This window comes from Tolypothrix sp. FACHB-123 (genome assembly GCF_014697075.1).
GTDB lineage: Bacteria > Cyanobacteriota > Cyanobacteriia > Cyanobacteriales > Nostocaceae > Aulosira.
On sequence record NZ_JACJRE010000062.1, the window covers coordinates 13,448 to 35,140 of the forward strand.

General features: G+C 39.8%; 13 protein-coding genes and 1 pseudogene. 7 read left to right on the forward strand and 7 right to left on the reverse strand.

Features of this window, described 5'->3' with window-relative positions; all coding sequences use genetic code 11:
• Window positions 1-76: 76 nt before the first annotated feature.
• Both H6G41_RS27960 and H6G41_RS27965 read left to right on the forward strand, forming a co-directional pair.
• A complete protein-coding gene (locus H6G41_RS27960) occupies window positions 77-3,535 on the forward strand; it encodes a caspase family protein (RefSeq protein ID WP_190750753.1) in 3,459 nt (1,152 codons plus the stop codon).
• A 58-nt stretch (window positions 3,536-3,593) separates the two neighbouring features.
• Window positions 3,594-4,880 carry a WD40 repeat domain-containing protein gene (locus H6G41_RS27965; protein ID WP_190750755.1) on the forward strand — a complete coding sequence of 429 codons (1,287 nt, stop codon included), beginning with the start codon at window positions 3,594-3,596 and terminating at the stop codon, window positions 4,878-4,880.
• Window positions 4,881-5,314: 434 nt separating this feature from the next.
• Here H6G41_RS27965 and H6G41_RS27970 read toward each other — a convergent pair whose 3' ends face one another.
• The 4 genes from H6G41_RS27970 to H6G41_RS27985 form a co-directional block, all read right to left on the reverse strand.
• The gene (locus tag H6G41_RS27970) at window positions 5,315-5,695 is read right to left on the reverse strand and encodes a signal peptidase I (protein ID WP_190750757.1); all 381 of its coding nucleotides are present in this window, start codon (window positions 5,693-5,695) and stop codon (window positions 5,315-5,317) included.
• 184 nt (window positions 5,696-5,879) lie between these two features.
• Window positions 5,880-6,938, reverse strand: coding sequence for a galactokinase (galK, locus tag H6G41_RS27975; RefSeq protein WP_190750759.1), 1,059 nt, complete (start codon window positions 6,936-6,938; stop codon window positions 5,880-5,882).
• A gap of 21 nt (window positions 6,939-6,959) precedes the next feature.
• Complete coding sequence (locus tag H6G41_RS27980) at window positions 6,960-8,078, reverse strand: Xaa-Pro peptidase family protein (RefSeq protein ID WP_190750762.1); 1,119 nt, start codon at window positions 8,076-8,078, stop codon at window positions 6,960-6,962.
• A gap of 114 nt (window positions 8,079-8,192) precedes the next feature.
• Entirely contained in the window at window positions 8,193-8,672 is a 480-nt protein-coding gene (locus H6G41_RS27985) for a DUF4383 domain-containing protein (protein WP_190750764.1), read from the reverse strand.
• Between the two features lie 1,403 nt (window positions 8,673-10,075).
• Between H6G41_RS27985 and glf the strand changes: the two genes are divergently transcribed.
• The 5 genes and pseudogenes from glf (at window position 10,076) to H6G41_RS28010 (ending at window position 16,930) form a co-directional block, all read left to right on the forward strand.
• A complete protein-coding gene (gene glf / locus H6G41_RS27990) occupies window positions 10,076-12,514 on the forward strand; it encodes a UDP-galactopyranose mutase (protein WP_190750766.1) in 2,439 nt (812 codons plus the stop codon).
• Between the two features lie 186 nt (window positions 12,515-12,700).
• Window positions 12,701-14,926 carry a family 1 glycosylhydrolase gene (locus tag H6G41_RS27995; protein ID WP_190750768.1) on the forward strand — a complete coding sequence of 742 codons (2,226 nt, stop codon included), beginning with the start codon at window positions 12,701-12,703 and terminating at the stop codon, window positions 14,924-14,926.
• A 64-nt stretch (window positions 14,927-14,990) separates the two neighbouring features.
• Window positions 14,991-15,083, forward strand: a pseudogene (locus tag H6G41_RS28000) (NAD-dependent epimerase/dehydratase family protein); the annotation flags it as partial.
• Window positions 15,084-15,654: 571 nt separating this feature from the next.
• On the forward strand, window positions 15,655-16,428 hold the full coding sequence (gene crtW / locus H6G41_RS28005) for a beta-carotene ketolase CrtW (protein WP_190750770.1): 774 nt from the start codon (window positions 15,655-15,657) through the stop codon (window positions 16,426-16,428).
• Between the two features lie 289 nt (window positions 16,429-16,717).
• Entirely contained in the window at window positions 16,718-16,930 is a 213-nt protein-coding gene (locus H6G41_RS28010; RefSeq protein ID WP_190750772.1) for a hypothetical protein, read from the forward strand.
• A 221-nt stretch (window positions 16,931-17,151) separates the two neighbouring features.
• On the opposite strand, the gene H6G41_RS28015 is transcribed toward H6G41_RS28010, so the two are convergent.
• The 3 genes from H6G41_RS28015 to H6G41_RS28025 all read right to left on the reverse strand — a co-directional run bounded on the left by H6G41_RS28015 (window position 17,152) and on the right by H6G41_RS28025 (window position 21,316).
• Window positions 17,152-17,814, reverse strand: coding sequence for a pentapeptide repeat-containing protein (locus H6G41_RS28015; protein WP_242038077.1), 663 nt, complete (start codon window positions 17,812-17,814; stop codon window positions 17,152-17,154).
• A 539-nt stretch (window positions 17,815-18,353) separates the two neighbouring features.
• Entirely contained in the window at window positions 18,354-19,454 is a 1,101-nt protein-coding gene (galT, locus tag H6G41_RS28020) for a galactose-1-phosphate uridylyltransferase (RefSeq protein WP_190750776.1), read from the reverse strand.
• Window positions 19,433-21,316 (reverse strand): glycoside hydrolase family 2 protein, encoded by a 1,884-nt coding sequence (locus H6G41_RS28025; protein ID WP_190750778.1) that lies wholly within the window; start codon window positions 21,314-21,316, stop codon window positions 19,433-19,435. The genes galT and H6G41_RS28025 overlap by 22 nt, the downstream gene beginning before the upstream one ends.
• Between the last annotated feature and the right edge of the window lie 377 nt (window positions 21,317-21,693).

The following is a 21,693-nucleotide window of genomic DNA, read 5'->3' on the forward strand; positions in this document are numbered from 1 at the left end:
TATTGTTTTTCTTAATACCATTATCAGTAACTAGCTGTCAAAAATTTTCCGCATCTACTATTCCAGAGTGTGTTAAATGGCACGATACGCGCTTGTTATTGGCATAGGGGAATATCAAAGCCCTTCATTACCCCGTTTGTCGAAGACTACAAATGATGCTGAAGCTGTAGCACAATTATTAGAAAAATATGGTGATTTTCAGTCAGTAAAAAGGCTACCCCAACGCTGGAACAAAGATAAAAATGGCTATGAAATAGCTCCATCCAGGTTGAATGGCTCACAATTGGGGCAAGAACTGAGAACCTTTTTACTAGAACAAGCTGCTAATAATGAAGCGCTAATTTATTTTAGCGGGCATGGTTTTACTATTTCTGATAATTTGGGTCAACAAAAGGGATATTTAGCAAGTTCTGATTGTCAGATTGAAGTTACAGGTAATGAAATTGTCGAACAAAAATATGCCATCCCGCTAGATAGTCTCAACGAACTAATTGGAAATTCCCAATTGAGTAGTTTGGTAATGCTACTCGATTGCTGTCATAGCGGCTATTTTTTAGAAAGACAGTTAGTAGAACGCACTTTGACTGCTTTCAGTTCACAGAAAGATTATTACCTAATTACCGCTTGTCGCGGTTTTGAACTAGCAGGAGTAATTAAAAGTGAAGAATATAGCATTTTCACAGGTGCAGTAATTAAGGGATTAGCACCAGAAAATGCAAGTAATAGTCGCCGAATTACTGGCGATCGCTTATTTGATTTTGTTAGTAACGCACTCAAAGGTTCTGTACAAGAACCGATTCGCATGGGTTGGGGACGTTCGATCACCCTAGTAACATATCCCCAATCAGATATCCCTACAGAAGTCACATCAGTTTTCAATCGTGAAAATCCCTATCGCGGACTTTATGCTTTTGAATTAGAACAATCACAGTATTTTTTCGGACGAGAGCAAGCAGTTCGGACTCTAGTTGCGAGGTTGGTAGAAAGCCGTTTTTTAGCTGTAATTGGCTATTCTGGTAGCGGTAAATCGTCGTTAGTCAAGGCGGGATTGTTACCGCAACTGAGAAGCGATCGCCTTCCTGGAAGTAGTCAATGGGAAATCGTTGCTTTTACCCCTGGAGAACATCCCTTAGGCAAACTTATTGAAGTTTTAACTCAACAACAACAACAAAATAAACTCTATCTACTGTTTATAGATCAGTTTGAAGAAATATTTACGCTCTGTCAAGATGAAACAGAACGCAAAGCTTTTATTAAATTAGTGGTAGAAGAAGTTAAAACGAATGAACGTCAAACAAGGATTGTTATCACAATTCGTGGTGATTTTTTAAATCGATGTGCTGAATATTTAGAGATAGCTGATCTCATTAATAGTGTTCCTCCCACATCATTTATTGTTACATCAATGTCTTTAACTGACTTAGAAGCAGCAATTGAAAGACCTGCACATATACATGGTGTAACTTTTGAACATGGCTTAGTGTCGCAAATTGCTGCCGATGTGATGAATCGTCCGGGTGCATTACCCATACTACAATATGCACTAAAAGAATTATGGCGAGTTTGTATTGAAAAACCTGAATCTCCCACGCCTTTGTTGACTTACAAAGGCTATGAAGAAATTGGTGGAGTGAAAGGAGCTTTAGACAAGCGTTCTACAATTTTGTATCAAAGTTTAACTAGCGCAGATCAAGCATTTGTACGCCGCCTGTTTATGGAATTGGTACAGCTAGGTGACGCTGGAGAAATAACTCGACGACGTACTAACTGGGAAAGATTAGAAGCAGTAGCAGATTCGCAACTACAACTGCAACAAGTTGTGGGATTACTGGCGGGTTCTCAACAACGCTTGATTATTACTGATGCTAATACAGTAGAAGTAGCGCATGAAGCACTTTTATCTGAATGGAAATTACTCAATAGTTGGATTTCTGAAAATCAAGATAATATTCGTCTGAGCCGCTCCTTAGATGCAGATTGCCAAGAATGGCAACAACGGTTTAATAAATCAGATGATGCACTATTGACTGGTGCAAAACTGGCAATAATTGCTGAGTGGGTAGAGAGAACTCAGCCAAGATTGACGCCAGGAGAAACCGAATTTTTTCAGAAGAGTTTGGAGAAGCATAATAGAGAAACTCAAGCTGAATTAGAAAAAGAACGCCAACTGAGAGAATTAGCAGAAGCTAGCGCAAAAGCTGAAGCCGAAAAAACTCAAGAAGCCAGCAAGAGAGTTAATGCTGAAAAGCAAAAAAATTGGTGGCTGTCATTAGCATTAGGTGGTTTGGTAGTAGTTACTGCTTTAACTATTGGACTAAAGCAACAAGCAGAAGAACGTGAAAAAGCTGTTGTTGAAGCTTTAATTGCCAAACCACAACAATTATTTAAAACTCATAATCAACTGGAAGCACTGATAGAAAGTGTTAAAGTACTGAAAAAATTAAAAGAGCTTGGTGGAAAGCAGAACTATGCTATTAGTAGTCTGCAAAATATAATTTATCAATCTAAAGAACGGAACCGCCTACAAGGACATATAGATACAGTTAATGATTTGAGTATTAGCCCTGATGGTAAAATGATTGCTTCTGCTAGCGCCGATAAAACGGTTAGGCTTTGGACTAAGGACGGTAAACCATTGCACAAGCCTCTACAACATAACAAACCAGTTTGGGCTGTTAGTTTTAGTGATGATGGTAAATTAATCGCCTCCGGAGATGGTGATGGAATCATCAGGATTTGGCGTACTAATGACGGTAGCTTATATAAAATAATTGAACAACAAGATCTGCTTGCAGATCAAAGAGTAGTGTTGAGATTAAGGTTTGGTAATAATAATCAAACTATTGCGGCTGCTAATTATGATACAGATGTGAGAATTTGGAATATTGCAGACAAAAAACTAATTCATAAATTAAATTATGGTGCTATAGTTCAAGGGATAGATTTTAGTAGTAATCGGCAAAGAATTGCTGCCGTAGGTATCAATCAAGTTATAAAAGTTTGGGATATTAAGACTCAGACAGTAATTAATAAATTTTCACCAAAAGATTCACATAAAGATACGATTTTTGCAGTGAATTTTAGCCCAGACAATACTATGCTAGCTTCTGCTAGTAAAGATAGTCAGGTAAAAATATGGAAGCTTAGCAATAATAAATTACTCAGAAAATTTGAGCATAAAAATGCAGTATATGGAGTCAACTTCAGCCCAGATAATACAATGGTAGCTGCTGCTAGTCAAGATAAAACTGTTAGTGTTTGGAGCATTAAGGATAACAAAAAATTAGAGGAATTTTGGCATGACGATTCTGTTAACAGTGTTTTTTTTAGTCCCAAAGATAAAATCATAGTTTCAGCCGATAATAAGCTTGTCAGAATTTGGCAAGTAGATGCAACTCTCAAGGTAAAAAACAGTAACTTAAAAACTAACCAACTCTTGAAAAAAAATTGCGCCTTTTTGCATGATTATTTAAATAACAATTCGCAACTTAGTCAGGAAGATAAACATATTTGTGATAACCTGGTGCAGAAATGAATTGTATTGAATCGTCCATCTATTAAGTAAAAATAAAGATTTTATTGTATGAAATACTATGGTACAAACTAATATTGAATTTCAAAATTTTTTGCAAGGCTTATTTAAATATATAATAGAACAAAATCCTGAAGCAATTCATTATATTCAGGAAATAATATATGAAGGTAAATATGGTCGGCGCTTACCAGGTAATAATGGTAAAATTCCCGCTCATGATGGTAATGTAAATGATGTTAGAGTCAGCCAAGATGGTAGTATGATTGCATCTGCAAGTGTAGATCAAACTGTCAAAGTTTGGCGTAAACAAGAAGATGACATTTTTTTACCGACTTCGTGGGCAATTATCGAAAATTTGAATATCAAACATAATAGTCCGGTTTGGTCTGTTAGCTTTAGTTACGATGGTAAATTGATTGCTTCTGGTGATGCTGATGGCATCATAAAAATTAAAAGCATAAATGATAATAGTGTTGATATAGAAATTCAGCCTAAATTAGATGATGAAGAAAAACAAGAACAAATTGTTTTAAAGCTAATGTTTAGTCCTGATGGAAAGTCAATTGCATCAGCTAACTGGGATAATCGGGTAAGAGTTTGGCGACTTTTGGATAATAATCAATACGATCCCGACCCTATAGAAATCGGCGATCATCAATCTAAAGTTTATGGAGTATGCTTTAGTTATGATGGTAGTTACATCGCTTCTGGTGGTGGAGATAATAAAATTAAGATTTGGAAGGTAGCTGATACAAATTTGACTAATCAGGAACCATACCAATCTTTAGAATATCAATCTGAAAATTTCGCAGATGCAGCGAATGCAGTTTTTGATGTTAAATTTAGTGTTGATAATCAGAAAATAATTGCAGCTTATCAAGATAAATCTGTACGCATTTGGGAAATAGAAACACCGCAAGTTTTACAAACCTGTCAACATCAAGATCCGGTTTATGGAGTTAGTTTTAGTGCTGATTCGACGAAACTTGCATCTGGTAGTAAAGATGGATTTGTAAGAATTTGGAAGACTAATGATTATAACAATTCAACGGCAAAACCAATAGCAGAGTTTTGGCATGGAATGCAGATAAATAGTGTGAGTTTTAGTCACGATAGTAAATTTATTGCTTCAGGAAGTGATGATAAAAATGTGAGAATTTGGGACACTAAACATATTGGTGAAAGTAGAGAAGAACTCGTAAAACGATTATCAGAAGATGCATATAATTATTTAATGAATATTGATGGATTAAAAGTTTTGGATATGTTAACTAGTGTATTTTCTGTATCTATGAATCAGCCAAACACTTTCACATCTTTACTGAGTTCATGGTTCAATAAATAAGCGAGAATATTGATAATTGAGAATGTCCAATTTGCCATATACAATTTTTATCTTCAAGATAAATTGAAAAACTGTAAGGTGTTTATCATAATATTAGAAAATAAGGATTTAAGAAATATGGAATTGATTTTATTACCGACAATTTCCAACAATTATTCAGAACATAACAACCAATATTTGAAAATAAATCACTATCACATTGGTGAGAAAGTAAATCAATTAATAGAATTGTGCGGTCGCGAATGTCCTAACGGTGGTAGCCAAAGTCCAAGATGTCCTAAGCCGAAAAAAAACAGTTAACTGTTTAATTTATTACAAAATGAAATCTCTGTAGAGATCGCTTGAATGTAGCTCTGTAAGATGCGTTAAAATTAACATCCATAACGCACCGCCAGTCTCTACAACATGAATAAGTGTGTTGTTGGTCAAGATTGCTATTGAGGCGATCGCACTGCTGTACTATCATTGGGCGTAGAAGGCCACCTCACCGTCAGAATCGTACAGTCAGACTGAGCAATCCAACAATGGGGCACACCCGCAAGCCATAGCACATAATCACCCTCACGAGATAAGGTAATTTCTTGCTCCGCAAATTGAAGGCAAAACTTGCCATTAATTAAGATAGAAAGGGTAGCTGCTTGATGATTAATTGCCCACTCGTTTCTACAGTCTCCCGCTTTATGGATACCCCACTTAATTTCTAGGGCTGTAGTCGATCGCGGATCGTCATCTGGGGTGATAAAGTGTCCCATAAACCAACCCCAGCGATTTGCACCTTCGCTAGCAGCATTCCCAACAATCACGTTCTGCTGCATCAATATATATATTAGATTGCATCATTTATCTCCAAGTCAGCTATTCAGCAAAAACCTTTCTTCCCTAGTCCCTAGCCTAAGCGCCCCTGTTTTCTAGCTAGACGGTCATGTGATTTTTCACACAACGACAGCATGAAAATATCTCTTTCCTAGCCTCTAGTCCCTAGCCCCTAGCCCCTATTTTCTAGCTAGGAACTAAAATTTTCCCCTGATAACCTGCATGACAGTATTGTTCCAAAGCTTGAGTTGCGGCTTTTTCTTTACCTAGGGCTACCAACGCTACACAAGCCCCCCCAAAACCTGCACCCGTCAACCTCGCACCAAATATACCTGGTGTTTTTTGTAAAATTTCTACTAATGTATCTAATGCTGGTACGGAAACCTCATAATCATCCCGTAAGCTAGCATGGGATGCATTCATCAACTCCCCAAAATGCTCAGGTTCTACTCCTTGCAAGACTTCTAAGACACGGTTATTTTCTGTCACCACATGACGGGCGCGACGGTTTAATGGTTCTGGTAAGGTTTCTGTTACCTTTTCATCAGTAATATCTCTTAGAGCATTAACGACTAATAATTTCGCTGCTTCCTGACACTCAGCACGACGCTGATTGTAGCCGCTACTGGCTAAGGTGCGGGGGACACCGCTATCTATAACTACAATACTAGTTTGCTCAGGTAAAGGTAGTAAGCGACGTTCTAAAGTTCTGGTATCTAAAAATAAAATATGTTGAGTGTCAGCGAGGCTACAAGCCATTTGATCCATGATGCCGCATTGTACGCCAGCATAGTGAATTTCCGCTTGTTGGGCAATTTGAGCAATTTCTACATCATTAATGGGAAGATTTAAAAGTTGGCGAATTGCTCTGATTGTTGCTACTTCTAATGCTGCACTGCTAGATAAACCAGAACCGATAGGAACTGAAGATTGAACGTAAACATTTAGCGAAGGTATGGTGTATCCTGATTGTTTCAACACCTCTATACAGCCAAAAATATAACTAGCAAATCCCGAAGGCGAATGATGAATATCTAAAATATTCACACGTTCTTGGAGATTTTCTGAATAAAACTGATGTTGTCCATCATTACTAAAACCTAGCTGTACCGTTGTTTGTTGAGGAATCGCTGTCGGGAGAACAAAACCATCGTTGTAGTCGGTGTGTTCACCAAGTAAATTCACCCTTCCTGATGCACTAGCTTGAGTTTCTGGCGGATGATTAAATATTTGTTGAAAAGTCATAATTGCTGTTGAATTTCCCAGTTATTTTTCTAACGGTACAGCGCGAAATCTTCCTTCTACCTCAATATGAGGAAAGTTTGCATCAAAAGTCAGATTTTCTAGTTTTCCATCCTTGAGAATGACAAAAGTATCTTCCACCTTCGCGCCTATTAAACTTGGATTCCAAGCGATCGCCATATTTTCTGTTAAAAAATCCTGTGTTTGGGGATTAGCTACAATTTCTCGCGCTAAATATCCTGTAGTTCCTCCCTGGTGATGTTGGCGGATAGCATCAGCAAAACCATGCTGTTCATAAGCTTGAGTTAGTGCATAATAAATAGCATCAAGAGTCATTCCCGGTTGAGAAGCAGATAGGGCTTTAGCTTCTATTTCCCGAACATGACGATGTAATTCGCCGTCATCTTGAGTCAAGCTACCAAAACAGACAAATCTTGTCAAATTAGCAAACAATCCATATCCTCTAGCGCAAAAGACTAGCATTGCTTGTCGTCCAATCTTTTCACTTGTAGCTGTAGCATGACGGTAAAGGGGTAAACGCCTCTCACCTGCTACCAATGTTAAGGCTGGATGTAAACCTCTCGCCCACAAAGCTTCAGCGCCCGCACCGGCTAATTGATATTCTGTCCAATCTGGTTTAGCGGCTTGTAGTACTTCTGTCATCGCAGCGCTGGCTTTTTGCCCAACTTGGCGATATCTTTCGATCTCAGTTGGCAATAATACCCGTTTAGATTGTTGTAGGGATGGTGGTATTGGTTGCTCTAGATGAGAAGTATCAGCAGAGCGATCGCGTTTTGCATTATTGCAGACATCGCTGATAATTTTACCACCAGATGTGACATCACGCACAAAAGCTTCACGCGCCGCCCCATCAGCCCAAGGGTGAATATACACCTGAAAATTACTTGGTAATTCTTCATCTTTTAGGCGTTGGGCTTCAATTTCATCCGTCAATACCCATGCATCTTGCTGAGTAATTAGCAATTCTGCTACGCCAGTTTCCGCAGTTAGTAAGACAGTGTGAGAAGCGCCATCTGTCGCCCAAGCAAACCAATCTGTACCCCGCAGACGCACACCCTCCGCTTCAGTTTGTGCGAGGGTTTGTCTGACAATCTCCAATTTCTGAGAAACTTCTTCATTCATTATAGAATTCACGCAGATAAACACAGATGATTAATTATCAAAATCATCTGCATTCATTTGCGTCTATCTGTAGTTTTAGATTAAATCAGGTGTAACTGCATTTAGTTAGAAAATTTAAATATTTTCTGAGACGTTAACACCCATAATTTTTGCTGGTATGACAATACTGTAATAAGCAGCTGCGATCGCAGCTAATGCATTTAGTAAAACATTATTACCGAATATTGGCATTAAACCAAAAAATGTCTTCGCAAAAGGCAACAATCCCATGATGGCTAACAATGCATAAGCAATTGCAAAACTCCGATTGAATAGCCGTGCAGTAGTGTAATTGTTGTAACCACTAATGCCTAATAATCCTACAGAGCAACGAACAATATTGTGCAAGAAATTAGTGGGAATTAAGCCAAAAAGATAACCAAACCCAGCAGAATAAGCCCCAGCAGCTTCATCCAGCGGCACATAAGATGCGTTTGAGCCTGGTAATGAAACTAACGCTGGAATAAATCCAGCTAAACCTAAAAGTAAATAACTAATGCCGATAACTAAAGAAATGTAACGATCTATCATTTTTGCCTGATTGACGTTTTCCATCACTTTTTCTCCTGTTAATTGTATGGATGTTGATGCAATAATGTTCGCTAGTCAAAAACCTATGTTTGAGAAATAAATATTAATAGGTTTTCTCTACTCCAAAGCCATCTAAATTTCTGTAGGAATCATGACTGTATTTCGTTTGGGCGATATCTACTGCTTTGGAGAACGATGAAGAGCAAAATTATCGCTTTATTGATTGACGCCAACAGAAGCGATCGCCTGATTTTTGTTAATCCCAATACAAGGATATTATGCATTAATAAAAATGGTTTCACCTAACCTAAGATAGAGAAAATATATATATCAATTCCCCCATTATTTGTGGCTAAATATACGAATAAATTCCGCGCTTAGAATAATTATTAAGCTATAATTGTTATCTATCAATAGGTTGAAATTTATAATCGTTTTTATAAAAACCAATATGAATAATTCAAAATTACAAATTAAACTTGAATTGGAACTTAGCCTAGTAGAGCCTGAGAAATATGGTTCTTCATGACTTACGCAAGCAAAATTTGTCATTGCGACCGGAACGAATTTTAGGGAAGCAATCCCAGAATATCAGGCGATTACCTCCCTTAGCTCGTAATGACGTAATTCCGTGACTTTTGCGTAAGTCCTAAAAGTATCTAATTTATGTTCAATGAAATTGCTTGATTGACTAATTTTGAGCAATCATTGTTACAAATTAATGTGTTAAATGCAACAATATAACTTAAAAATTGCCCAATAAATTAAATAAAATGCAATTGTTATGCAACAATAGAAAATTTTTATGTACGAAACCGGGCAGACGAAAATAAATATATTCATCTAGACTTACAATTAGCAGTAACTGTTCCTTGTCGTACAGCTATGCTTTTAGATCTATTGTAAGGCGATCGCTTGTTTATCAAAGTAGATCAGGTAGGTTCTTAGGCTGCTTATTGTCCATAAGCAGTTAAAGTTTTCCTTACTAAATATTTTTAGTTCAAGGGTTTTGAACAATTTCATGACGCTTCATATTTATTAATTAACCTACTTTTTACAGCAATTTAGCAAAATATTAGCTGTAATTTATTGCTATTGGAATAATTATAAATTGGCAATAATTCAAGATTAACAGGAGTTGATGTGCTAGCTAAAACCAGTCGTCAATAATATCAATTTTTGGATAAATAACTAATACTGAAGAATTAATCTATAAACTGCGTATTATATTTATTTAGGTAGATGATATTTGTGAAAAATAATAGTAATTTATGATTAATTCAACCAAGTAATGATTATACCGATTCCATAGGTAAATCAGCCAAACTATGTTGCATTACTTGAAAATGAGTTTGGTGCTGCCTGAGAAAGGAAAGGTATTAGCGATTGGCTAGTGAGAATTAATAATTTAAATACTGAGAGCATCTATGGTCAGTGAAAAAGCTAAAGTTAACAGCAACGGTGTTAGCAATATTATTTCGCCAAAGCAAGGTAAAGCTAAGCGATCGCAGATAGAACAGACACAATCATCAGGGACATCACTGCTAAATACAACTTCATCAAATAAAAAGAGCCAACTCACTCAAACCTTTAAAGATACACCAGATATAATCTGCTTATCTCATTTACGCTGGAATTTCGTATATCAAAGGCCACAACATCTTTTAAGTCGTTGCGCTCAAGGAAAACGAGTTTTCTTGATTGAAGAACCAATTTTTTCCTCCGATCCTTTGGGAAGGTTAGATATCAACGAAGATGCTAGTGGAGTTATTGTAGTTGTACCACATCTACCACAAGGTTTAACTGAAGAAAGAATCAATGCAGATTTACAAATTTTAATTGATGGTTTATTTAGCGAGCATAAAATCAACAAATATATTTGTTGGTATTACACACCAATGGCGATCGCATTTACTCGCCACTTGCAACCCCAAGCCGTCGTCTACGATTGCATGGATGAATTGTCGGCATTCAAAGGCGCATCACCTACATTAAAAAATTACGAAGCCGAACTATTCCGCATTGCAGACCTAGTATTTACAGGCGGACAAAGCCTTTACGAAAGTAAGGTAAACCAACATCTCAACGTTTATGCATTTCCTAGCAGTGTAGATGTCCCCCACTTTGCCCAAGCAAGAACTATTGCAGAACCAGCAGACCAAGCCCATATTCCCCATCCTCGCCTAGGGTTTTTTGGCGTGATAGATGAACGGATGGATATCGAACTGCTAGCTGGGATTGCAAAAGCCCGTCCAGATTGGCATTTAGTCATTATTGGGCCTATTGTCAAAATCGATCCCGCATCCCTACCACAAGGAGAGAATATACATTATCTCGGTGGTAGAGACTATAAACAACTACCTGCATATTTAGCAGGGTGGGATTTAGCAATGTTGCCATTTGCGCGTAATGAGTCAACACGCTTTATTAGCCCGACCAAAACCCCAGAGTATCTTGCAGCCGGGAGACCTGTAGTATCTACCTCAATTCGCGATGTGGTGCGTCCTTACGGAGATTTGAAACTGGTACGAATTGCAGATACGGTTTCTGAGTTTGTCACCGCCGCCGAACAAGCAATGCAAGAGGACACCAGAACATCAGAATGGTTGAGTCGGGTAGATAATTTTTTAGAGAAGATTTCTTGGGATCGGACTTGGGCTTCGATGATGAAACTGATCGATTCGGCGATCGCCGCCCGTGATAGTGAAGACAAAATTAACTCTAAAGGTGCAGCCAGTACCCAAGCACCAAATATCATTACCAGAGACTTTCTTTTTGATTATCTGATTGTTGGTGGGGGGTTTTCTGGTAGCGTCATTGCCGAACGTTTAGCAACTCAGTCTGGTACAAAAGTGCTGGTTGTAGACAAGCGCAATCACATTGGTGGCAATGCTTACGACCATTATGACGAGCATGGGGTTCTCGTACATAAATACGGCCCTCATATCTTCCACACCAACTCCCGCGAAGTCTTTGAATACCTCTCACGCTTTACTCAGTGGCGGTCTTACGAACATCGGGTTCTTGCAAGTGTAGATGGTCAACTAGTTCCCATTCCCATTAACCTCGACACCATCAATAAGTTGTATGGGATGAACCTCAATTCCCTGGAGGTACAGGAGTTTTACAAATCTCTTGCCGAACCCATCGAACAAATCCGCACCAGCGAGGATGTAGTAGTAAGTAAAATTGGTCGAGAACTGTATGAAAAGTTTTTCCGGGGTTATACCCGCAAACAATGGGGACTCGATCCATCGGAACTTGATAAATCAGTAATTGCTCGGATACCCACACGCAATAACCGCGACAATCGTTATTTTACAGATACTTACCAGGCAATGCCACTGCATGGCTTTACCCGGATGTTTGAGAATATGCTCAATCACCCAAATATCAAGGTAATGCTAAACACAGATTACCGGGAGATTCACAAAGCCATTCCTTGTCGCGAGATGGTTTACACAGGCCCGGTAGATGAATTCTTTGATTATCGCTACGGCAAACTCCCATATCGATCGCTTGATTTTAAGCATGAGACACACAACACCGCTGTGTTTCAACCTGCGCCAGTCATCAACTACCCGAACGAACACCTTTATACTCGCGTGACAGAGTTTAAGTACTTGACTGGTCAGGAACACAATAAAACTAGTATTGTATATGAGTTTCCCAAGGCTGAAGGCGATCCTTACTACCCTGTACCGCGTCCGGAAAATAACGAAATGTACAAGCAGTATAAGATGCTGTCAGATACTACATCAGGAGTATATTTTGTTGGCAGGCTAGCAACCTACAAGTACTACAACATGGATCAATGTGTTGCTCAGGCACTCTCCGTGTACAAGCAAATTGCCGTGAAGGCTTAATTAATTTGTAAGTAAGTAGGGTGTGTTGTCACTTAGAGCAACACACCATCCGAAATTTTCGTGCGTTACGTGTCCATAACGCACCCTAAAAATCTTAGATGGTGCGGTGCTTTAGCCTGGGGCATAACACACCCTACATAATACAGACTTTCTTAAAAAACCAAATATCAGCTTGAGTGTTAAATTATGGCTTCTGCTTTTCAATCGACACCGAACGCTAGAAAATCACAACTTCCCCTAGAAGTGTGGGCTGGTGTAGAGTGTACGGTTAATCGTGTGGGTGACGAGTATTTCGATCAGTTAGAACGCAATGGTCATGCAACGCGCTTGGATGACCTAGATTTATTCGCTGAACTGGGGATACAGGCGATTCGCTATCCTGTGCTGTGGGAACGTATAGCTCCCAATGGTTTAGAGAATGCTGATTGGTCGTGGGCGGATGAACGATTGGAACGCTTGCGCGAACTCGGTATTCGTCCGATTGTGGGCTTAGTGCATCATGGCAGCGGGCCGCGGGATACGAGCTTGATAGACCCGGAATTTCCGGAGAAATTAGCAGCTTTTGCCTGTGCAGTAGCAGAACACTATCCTTGGGTAACATATTACACACCTATAAATGAACCACTAACAACAGCAAGATTCAGTGGCATGTATGGACACTGGTATCCTCACGGCAGGGACAATTTAACTTTCGCTCGTGCTTTATTAGGACAATGTCGAGCGATCGCACTTTCGATGCAAGCTATACGCGAAGTTAACCCCGATGCCCAACTGGTACAAACGGAGGATTTGGGTAAGATTTACAGTACACCTCAACTCTCTTATCAAGCAGAATTCGAGAATGAGCGCCGCTGGATGAGTTTCGATTTATTGTGTGGTCGCATTAACTCAACTCATTCCATGTGGGATTACTTGCTTCAATGTGGTGTCAGTGAAGCGGAACTGGAGGTATTTTTACAAAATCCCTGTCCCCCTGACATAATTGGTATTAATCATTACCTCACAAGCGATCGCTTTTTAGATGAGCATTTAGAAAATTATCCCGCTTGGACGCATGGCGGTAATGGGCGAGACAACTATGCAGATGTGGAAGCCGTGCGAGTCTGTGCTGAAGGTTTGGCAGGCCCTTATACCTTGCTCAAAGAGACATGGGAACGCTATCAGCTGCCCCTAGCTGTCACCGAAGTTCACCTCAGTTGCACCCGCGAAGAACAGTTACGCTGGCTCCATGAGGTTTGGAATGCCGCCCAAGAACTACGAGAACAGGGGGCAGATGTTCGTGCGGTAACAGTTTGGGCACTTCTGGGCAGCTACGATTGGAATAGTTTACTAACTCGTTGTGTCGGATACTACGAGTCAGGCGCATTTGATTTGCGATCGCGTAGCGTCTCCTCTGGAGAATCGCTGCGTCCGAGAAAAACAGCGATCGCTAAAATGGCGCAAGATTTAGCCGCAGGACATAAACCCAATCACCCAATACTCGAAACCCCAGGATGGTGGCATCGCCAAGAGCGCTTAGGTTATCCAGCTGTTAGTTGTGGGCACAGCATGAGGGAATTGGTTTCTAAATTACCCCCTCGTCCCTTGGCGATCCTTGGAGCCACAGGTACTCTGGGTAGGGCTTTTGCGAGGTTGTGCGAAGTCAGAGGCATCTCTTATCGCCTGTTGACACGCCAAGACATGGACATTGCCAATTCTGCTTCTATCGATAAAGTTCTGGCTGAGTTACAACCTTGGGCAGTTGTCAACGCTGCGGGATACGTGCGAGTAGACGATGCCGAACGCGAACCCCATATTTGTTTAAAGGTAAACGCTGAAGGCCCAGCAATTTTAGCTGCGGCTTGCGCTCAAAATCATGTGGCGCTGTTAACTTTTTCATCAGATTTAGTATTTGATGGTGCTGTCTCTAATCCTTATGTGGAAACTGATAACGTTGCACCTCTTAATGTTTATGGATGTAGCAAAGTTTTAGCAGAAAAGCTAGTATTGCAGGCTTATCCAGCATCATTGGTAATTCGCACCAGTGCATTTTTCGGCCCCTGGGATGAATACAACTTCGTCACCATTGCCCTACGCCAATTAGCAGCAGGTAACACTTTTGTCGCCGCAGAAGATGCGATCGTCTCGCCTACTTACGTACCAGATCTGGTTCATACCAGCCTTGATTTGCTAATTGATGGCGAAAATGGTTTGTGGCACTTAGCGAATAAAGGCGCTGTCGCTTGGGCAGACTTGGCAAGGTTAGCCGCAAAAAAAGCCGGTGTAAGTGTTAACAGTCTAATTTCTGTGCCTAGCCAAGAACTAGGTTTCATCGCTCCCCGCCCAGTCTACAGCGTTCTCGGTAGCAGTCGAGGTGAATTAATGCCACACCTTGATAGTGCCATTTCTCGCTATTTGGAAGAAAGAACCTAAAAGAGAAGGAAAGGAAGATAAAGAAGAAGATAACCAATTCCCAATGAAAACTAACAACTAACAAATGACAAACACTATTTTAGTCACAGGAAGAGCCGGATATATTGGCTCCAATGCGGTATTAGACCTCAAAAATACAGGTTATGAGGTAGTTGTTTGAGATAACCTATCTAATGGACATCGAGAACTTGTAGAAGATGTTTTGTAGGTAGCAAGACAAAAATTAGGTTGGCAACCTCAATACCCAAATTTAGATGAATTATTAGGCACGTTTGGCAATAGCACCAAAAACGATATATAGCAATCTGTTGAGGATTTGTGAAATATTACATGTAGGGTTCTTGGCTGTTAACCGTTAACACTCAACAGCCAAAACCGATATTTTCACAACTGAAATAAGATTGCTATATTTAAGTTTGATTTATAAATATTTTGTGGACTACATTATGTTGTTCTAGATTTTTTATGCCTAAATTAGGCTTTAGCAATACCAACTGTTAGCCAATTTTCCCTCCTCTATTACTTTATTAGTCTTTAGGTTAGAAATAGCTTATGGTATTTTTGCACCTAAAGATAGAAACGAGACAATATTTGTATTGATAAAATAGAGATATTAAATTAGAGAATAAAGTCATTGATTTTGCTAAAAAATACTTGAACATTTAATCAAACTAGCTAAAAAAAATTATTTTTCTAATTTAACCTGTGAAACAAAAAGGGGTATCGGCTTGAATATTTGTGAGAGACCACTTAGCTATTATGTGGAAATTGAGCAATTTACTACTAAACAAGATAGTATTTACGGGTTGGTAATTGCTATTGTGATTATTAGTCTATGGGTAGGTAGTTTAGCTTTATTACTTAGTATTAACTATGCCAAGCTCCCAATTTTGTCGATACCACTCGCGATAGTTTGGCAAATGTTTCTTTATACAGGTCTATTCATTACTGCACATGATGCTATGCATGGATCTGTTTTTCGCACAAATCCGAAAATCAATAATTTTATCGGGTCGCTAACTGTAGCACTTTATGCTTGGTTCCCATATCAAAAAATGTTAAAAAAACATTGGTTGCATCATCGTCATCCGGCAAGCGAATTTGACCCTGATTTTCATAATGCTAACCAAGAAAATGGAATTTTATGGTATTTTCGCTTCATGCTAGAATATTCTAGTTGGCAACAGCTAATACTGCTAAGTATCGTATTTAATTTAGCTAAATACATTTTTCATGTTTCGGAAATAAATCTTATTTTATTTTGGATTATTCCGCCAATTTTAAGTTCCATGCAACTGTTTTATTTTGGAACCTATCTGCCGCATCGAAAACCAGAAGCAGGGTACATTTATCCCCATTGCAGCCAAACAATTGCATTGCCAATTTTTTGGTCATTCATTGCTTGCTATCACTTTGGTTATCATGAAGAACATCATGAATATCCCCATGTACCTTGGTGGCAAATTCCATCTGTATATAGGCAGAGAATATTCAACAATTAAGTAGGGTGTTGAATCATATTCATTGGCTCATTTCTGAGGTCGTTGGCTGTTAATGGTTAACAGTCAAAATTCCCATCACCTTTGAGCAACCAGGAACAGGCGCACACATTCATTTAATTGGCGTGGGAGAAGTGCTTTCTCTACCGAAACTCAGCATTTCCAAACTGCGATCGTTTATTGGTAGCCAGGCTTATATTTACATAATTCACTTTATCTTATAGATACCAAATGCCTCAAAGCGTATGTTATTTATAAATTTATTTAAATGCATTTAACCAGGATAATAAACATGAAATTTCAAATAGAATGTAATACGGAAAAAAGCAGTCAAGTGTGTTTAATTTGTCACCAAACTTTTCAGATGCTGGCAGCAAGATTGATCGTATGTAATGACCAAGGCGACGGTTATGGTGATATTTGTCCCGAATGCACAGCTAGGGGTGGTAATTGGGTTCAACTTCAACTCTCAGAATTCAGTAATAAATTATTAGCCTTAAAATGAGCGATAAAAGTTGAAGAAAAGTTATAGTAAAATACAGAAGGCAGAAGGTAAACTATTGCTATTATATAATTTTGGTGCTTTGTATAATTATGAATCATCAAACAACTTAGAAATATATATATAAGATTCATATTTGATGTCTGAAATATACATAGTCAGGTGGTTTGCAAATTTTGCTAACCCACCTGATGTTTTATGGTTAATTCTGAGATTTTCTCAGCTTACTGATAGGCACCAAACTGAGTAACATTTCCATTATAGGTAGTTCCATCGGGCATCAGAGCATTAGCCAGATTTGCACCAACTAGCTTAGTTTGGTTAAGGTTGGCATCTGATAACCTTGATCTTCTCATTTCAGTATTGGACAAATCTGTTCCCGATAGATTAGCACGAGAGAGAATTACTCCCCTTAGCTTGGCATTTTTCAGCGATGCATTAGACAAATCTGCATCAGAGAGAATCGCATCTGTTAAATCGGCTGAGGTGAGATTGGCGTTTGATAGCCTTGTACGACTCATCAGAGCATTATATAAATCTGCATCAGCTAGATTAGCCTCTGTTAGATTAGCCTGCGAAAAGTTTGTTCCCATGAGGATGCCTCCCGATAAATTGGCTCCCGTTAGGTTAGCTCCTTCGAGTTTTGCATCATTGAGTAAAGCACCAGAGAGATTAGCCTTTGATAGATTTGCGCCACTGAGAGCGCTACCATATAAATCTTTATTCGATAAATCGGCTCCTGATAAATCGCAGTTAACACATGCGTTAGTTATCAGCAACTTATCGTAATCCCTTGAAACGGCAGCGTTAGCAGGTAATGTAGAGAACGTTAAGCTAACGATAATAGCGAAAGCAATAGCAGAGAGTCTACGAAACCAAGAGGTCATACTCATATTAGATTTGAGAATTAGAGTTTTGGGGTAATTGTGTCAGTACAAAAGAAGATTCTTTTGCTAGAGGTTGGTTTGTTTACCTTTGACAGTTCACTGCCAACAGTCAACAGTCAAAGACATGAGGCTGTTGTTTATTTTTTGAAGTTCCCTTATGTCTTTGACAATAACCAACATTTATTATCATCAGCTTATATGCGTATTTGCCATCAGTAATAACACATAAATTATGTGGAATATACGCAAAATAAACATTGATTAGATAGAAAAGCTATGCAGTTAATGGTTGATAATGCATCAGCAATATGTAAATTTTTGTAGGGAAAAAGATTTTTGCTCTTTCTCTTTACTCTGCTTAATATAGTTATATTTTGTACTACACACATCAATATATTCTAGAGGGCATGGCACTGCCATGCCCCTACCATCTGTCACATTCTTTTTTCAAATTGCTATAAAGATGATGCACCATATATAACAAGCGTAATCAGCGCATCTCTAGACAGATGCGCTTGTTTTATCTATGTACTCTCGCTTTATGCGGAAATTGGCATTTCGATATTCACCGCCACCGCTTGTAACTCCTTGGCTTTTTCCTCTGGTAAGGCGTCATTAGCAAACATACCGGCGGCGAGTTCGGTTCCTGCTAAGTACTTAAGTCTGTCACTGGTGCGATAGGGTGGATAAAACTGGGCGTGTAAATGGGCTTCTGGATGGGGTTTACCGTCGGTTGGCGCACCAAACCAAGCCATGAGATAGGGAAATGGACGATTCCACAAACCATCATATTTAAGAGTGACGGTTTTTAATGCTTTGGCTAATCCCTGACGTTGGTTTGCACTCAAGTCTTGAAAGTTAGGAACTGCTTGTTTAGGCGCAATCCATACTTCGTAGGGATAACGCGCACAGACGGGGACGAAGGCGATCGCATCTTCATCTTGATATAGAATACGCTGGTTATCGGCTATCTCTTTGGCAATTAAATCCGCTAACAAACCCCGTTGCTGTTCTTGATAAAATTGCCGTTGCATTTCTAAAATTCTGGCGGGAACTGGTGGTATAAACGGATATGCATAAATTTGCCCGTGGGGATGGTGTAAAGTTACCCCTACCTCCACACCTTTATTTTCAAAGGGCAAAACATACTGAATTTGGGGATTTGCGCCGAGTTCGCGATCGCGATCGCCCCAGACTTGTAACAGCAATTCTAGGTGAGCTAATTCCAAGGAACTGAGGGAAGTATGGGGGTCTTGAGTAAAAACCACTACTTCACATGCACCATTAGCAGGTAAGGTTTCCACAATACTTGCTGGTGGATTGTGTGCTGTGAGCGCCATTGAGGGAAAGCGGTTATCAAACACAGCAATATCATATTTCCCTGGGGGTAGTTCTGTGGGAAACTCTCGGTCGCTGGTGGGTGCGAGGGGGTTATATTCTGGCGGCGGCATAAAAGTCCGCCCTTGACGGTGACTAGCGTAAGCTACCCATTCCCCCCGCAAAGGGTGCCAGCGCATGTGGGGATTGGCTTGCACTGGCTCATTACTGGGACTAGTAGCTGTAATATCTGGGGAAATTGGATAGCGACTATATAAAGTCAGTTGGCGTCCATCTGGCTTTAACAACTTGTGGGAGTACATAATCCTCCAGAAAGGGTGGCTGCGCGTATCGTCTCCAGGGGAATTTTCGGCGTGCGATCGCTGTACAATAACCCGTTAGCTTCTTGGAAGGTATCGGCAAATTGCGTATAGCAGAAACCGCTAAACATATCGATGTTATTCACACTTTCCAGCAGAGCAGTGTATTTGATTTCTAACTCTGAGAGATTCCAGCAGCGTTCATATCCCCAAGCTTTGTCAGCATCAGGCTGTTCTTCTGGCGCATAGGCTATACCGCCAAACTCGGTCAGCATGACTGGCTGTCCCTGATGGGGATAGTTATCCAGTGTGAGGATTCTGCCTCCGGGACGCTGACGATTAAATAAATCTGATAGCTGGACTTCTGGCCCGTACCTACGAGCTAAATGCTGGGGATTTGTATCGTAATCATGGATGGCGAGAATATCTGTATCTGTACTTTCCCAACCATCATTACCAATCACCGGACGAGTCGGATCGAGGGTCTTGGTGAGGTGATACATAGCCAAAACATAGTTCCGGTGAGCTTGTGTCTCCACTAAATTTGGCACCCCCCAAGACTCATTAAATGGTACCCAAGCAACAATACAGGGGTGATTGGCATCACGCTTAATAACTTCTGTCCACTCATGGGTCATACGTTCCACTGCTCTGGGGGAGAAGCGATAAGCGCTTGGCATCTCCTCCCATACTAGCAATCCCAACACATCTGCCCAATATAAAAATCGTGGGTCTTCTATTTTTTGGTGCTTGCGAACTCCGTTGAAACCCATCGCTTTTGCCAGTTCCACATCTCGCCGCAATGCTAAATCATCGGGTGCAGTCATTAAGCTATCAACCCAGTAGCCTTGGTCTAGCACCAAGCGTAAATAGTAAGGGCGACCGTTGAGCATAAAGCGATCGCGTTGAATGCTCACAGTCCGCAAAGCTGTATAAGATATTACTTTATCTAATAATTTTCCGTTATGAGATAACTCAATCTCTGCCTTGATTAAGGTCGGTTTTTCTGGACTCCATAACAATTCATTACGGTAGTCATCGATACCTGGATCTGAAAGGGAAATGCGGCGGTTAACCTCGCCATTGAATACTTCATAAATATCATTAGCCAGGATGCGATCGCCTAAAGTTAATTTCATCTTCATTTGTACGCCCATTGCGGGTGTATCACCTGCCAGCGCCGCATAACAACCAATTTCCCAACGTTCAAAATCGGGAGTCCAACGGATGTGATCGATATAAGTCACACCTACACGTTCTACCCAAACTGTCTGCCAAATCCCACTTGTGCGCGGATACCAAATACTGTGGGGTTCTAGCTGCCAATCCTGCTTTCCCCGAGGCTTGGCTAAGTCTTGCGGATCGTCTTGCGCCCAGACTGTGACTTTTGTGATACCACTGTCATTTAAGACATGGGTAATATCCATTGTGAAATTGGTGTGTCCGCCTTCATGTTCACCAATATATAGATTGTTCACCCAAACACGAGCGCGATAATCTACAGCGCCAAAGTGCAGTAATAACCTACCCTCACCTTCTGGGGTGGTAAATTCTCGCTCATACCAGCAATTAGCATGAAATCCTGGATCGCCAATCCCACTTTTGATAGATTCGGGAGCAAAAGGAACTTGTATATCATGTGTCCATTGCTTGAGGTCACTTGGTTGAGCGCATTTGCCTTGGTCATCAAATGCGAACTTCCACTGACCGTTGAGATTTTGCCAAGGCGATCGCGTCGCATCGGTAGTAGAAATACGCTGCAATTGCGGACGGGGATAAGCTATATCAATTAACTCTAAACTTGGCTGATTAAGTGCATGAGATTTTAAATCCACCGGATTATTTGCCAAATCCAACAAATTCATTGTCATATATTCCTAAATTTACTTGGTAAAAGATTTTAAAAAACTTGGGTCTTGGTCAATATTTCCAGTATCAAAACTATACAAATACCTAAAAATATTTACTATCTTCTAACCAAGCTCTGCTTTAGGATTGGGTAACTAAATGTAGAGCTTGCTTAACAGTAAATTAGTAATTTATCCCTATGTTACTTAGGGGTATCTAATTAGGTAATACCTTTTGACTCGTGACATTATGGCATATTAGAGACAAAAGTTAATAATTATTTTTGACTAAATTGGCAAGTTTTTTTTACTACTGTATACCGAAATTATCGCCCTATATTAATAATTTTAATCTGATATATTAGGATGTGTGAGAGACAGCATGTCACACTATT

Coding starts and splice junctions, on each gene's coding strand:
- H6G41_RS27980 (WP_190750762.1), bottom strand. CDS start 8,078: ATGAATGAAGAAGTTTCTCAGAAATTGGAGATTGTCAGACAAACCCTC.
- H6G41_RS27985 (WP_190750764.1), bottom strand. CDS start 8,672: ATGGAAAACGTCAATCAGGCAAAAATGATAGATCGTTACATTTCTTTA.
- H6G41_RS28015 (WP_242038077.1), bottom strand. CDS start 17,814: ATGACCTCTTGGTTTCGTAGACTCTCTGCTATTGCTTTCGCTATTATC.
- H6G41_RS28010 (WP_190750772.1), top strand. CDS start 16,718: ATGAAATTTCAAATAGAATGTAATACGGAAAAAAGCAGTCAAGTGTGT.
- H6G41_RS28025 (WP_190750778.1), bottom strand. CDS start 21,316: ATGAATTTGTTGGATTTGGCAAATAATCCGGTGGATTTAAAATCTCAT.
- H6G41_RS27965 (WP_190750755.1), top strand. CDS start 3,594: ATGGTACAAACTAATATTGAATTTCAAAATTTTTTGCAAGGCTTATTT.
- galT (WP_190750776.1), bottom strand. CDS start 19,454: ATGTACTCCCACAAGTTGTTAAAGCCAGATGGACGCCAACTGACTTTA.
- H6G41_RS27995 (WP_190750768.1), top strand. CDS start 12,701: ATGGCTTCTGCTTTTCAATCGACACCGAACGCTAGAAAATCACAACTT.
- H6G41_RS27960 (WP_190750753.1), top strand. CDS start 77: ATGGCACGATACGCGCTTGTTATTGGCATAGGGGAATATCAAAGCCCT.
- glf (WP_190750766.1), top strand. CDS start 10,076: ATGGTCAGTGAAAAAGCTAAAGTTAACAGCAACGGTGTTAGCAATATT.
- galK (WP_190750759.1), bottom strand. CDS start 6,938: ATGACTTTTCAACAAATATTTAATCATCCGCCAGAAACTCAAGCTAGT.
- H6G41_RS27970 (WP_190750757.1), bottom strand. CDS start 5,695: ATGCAGCAGAACGTGATTGTTGGGAATGCTGCTAGCGAAGGTGCAAAT.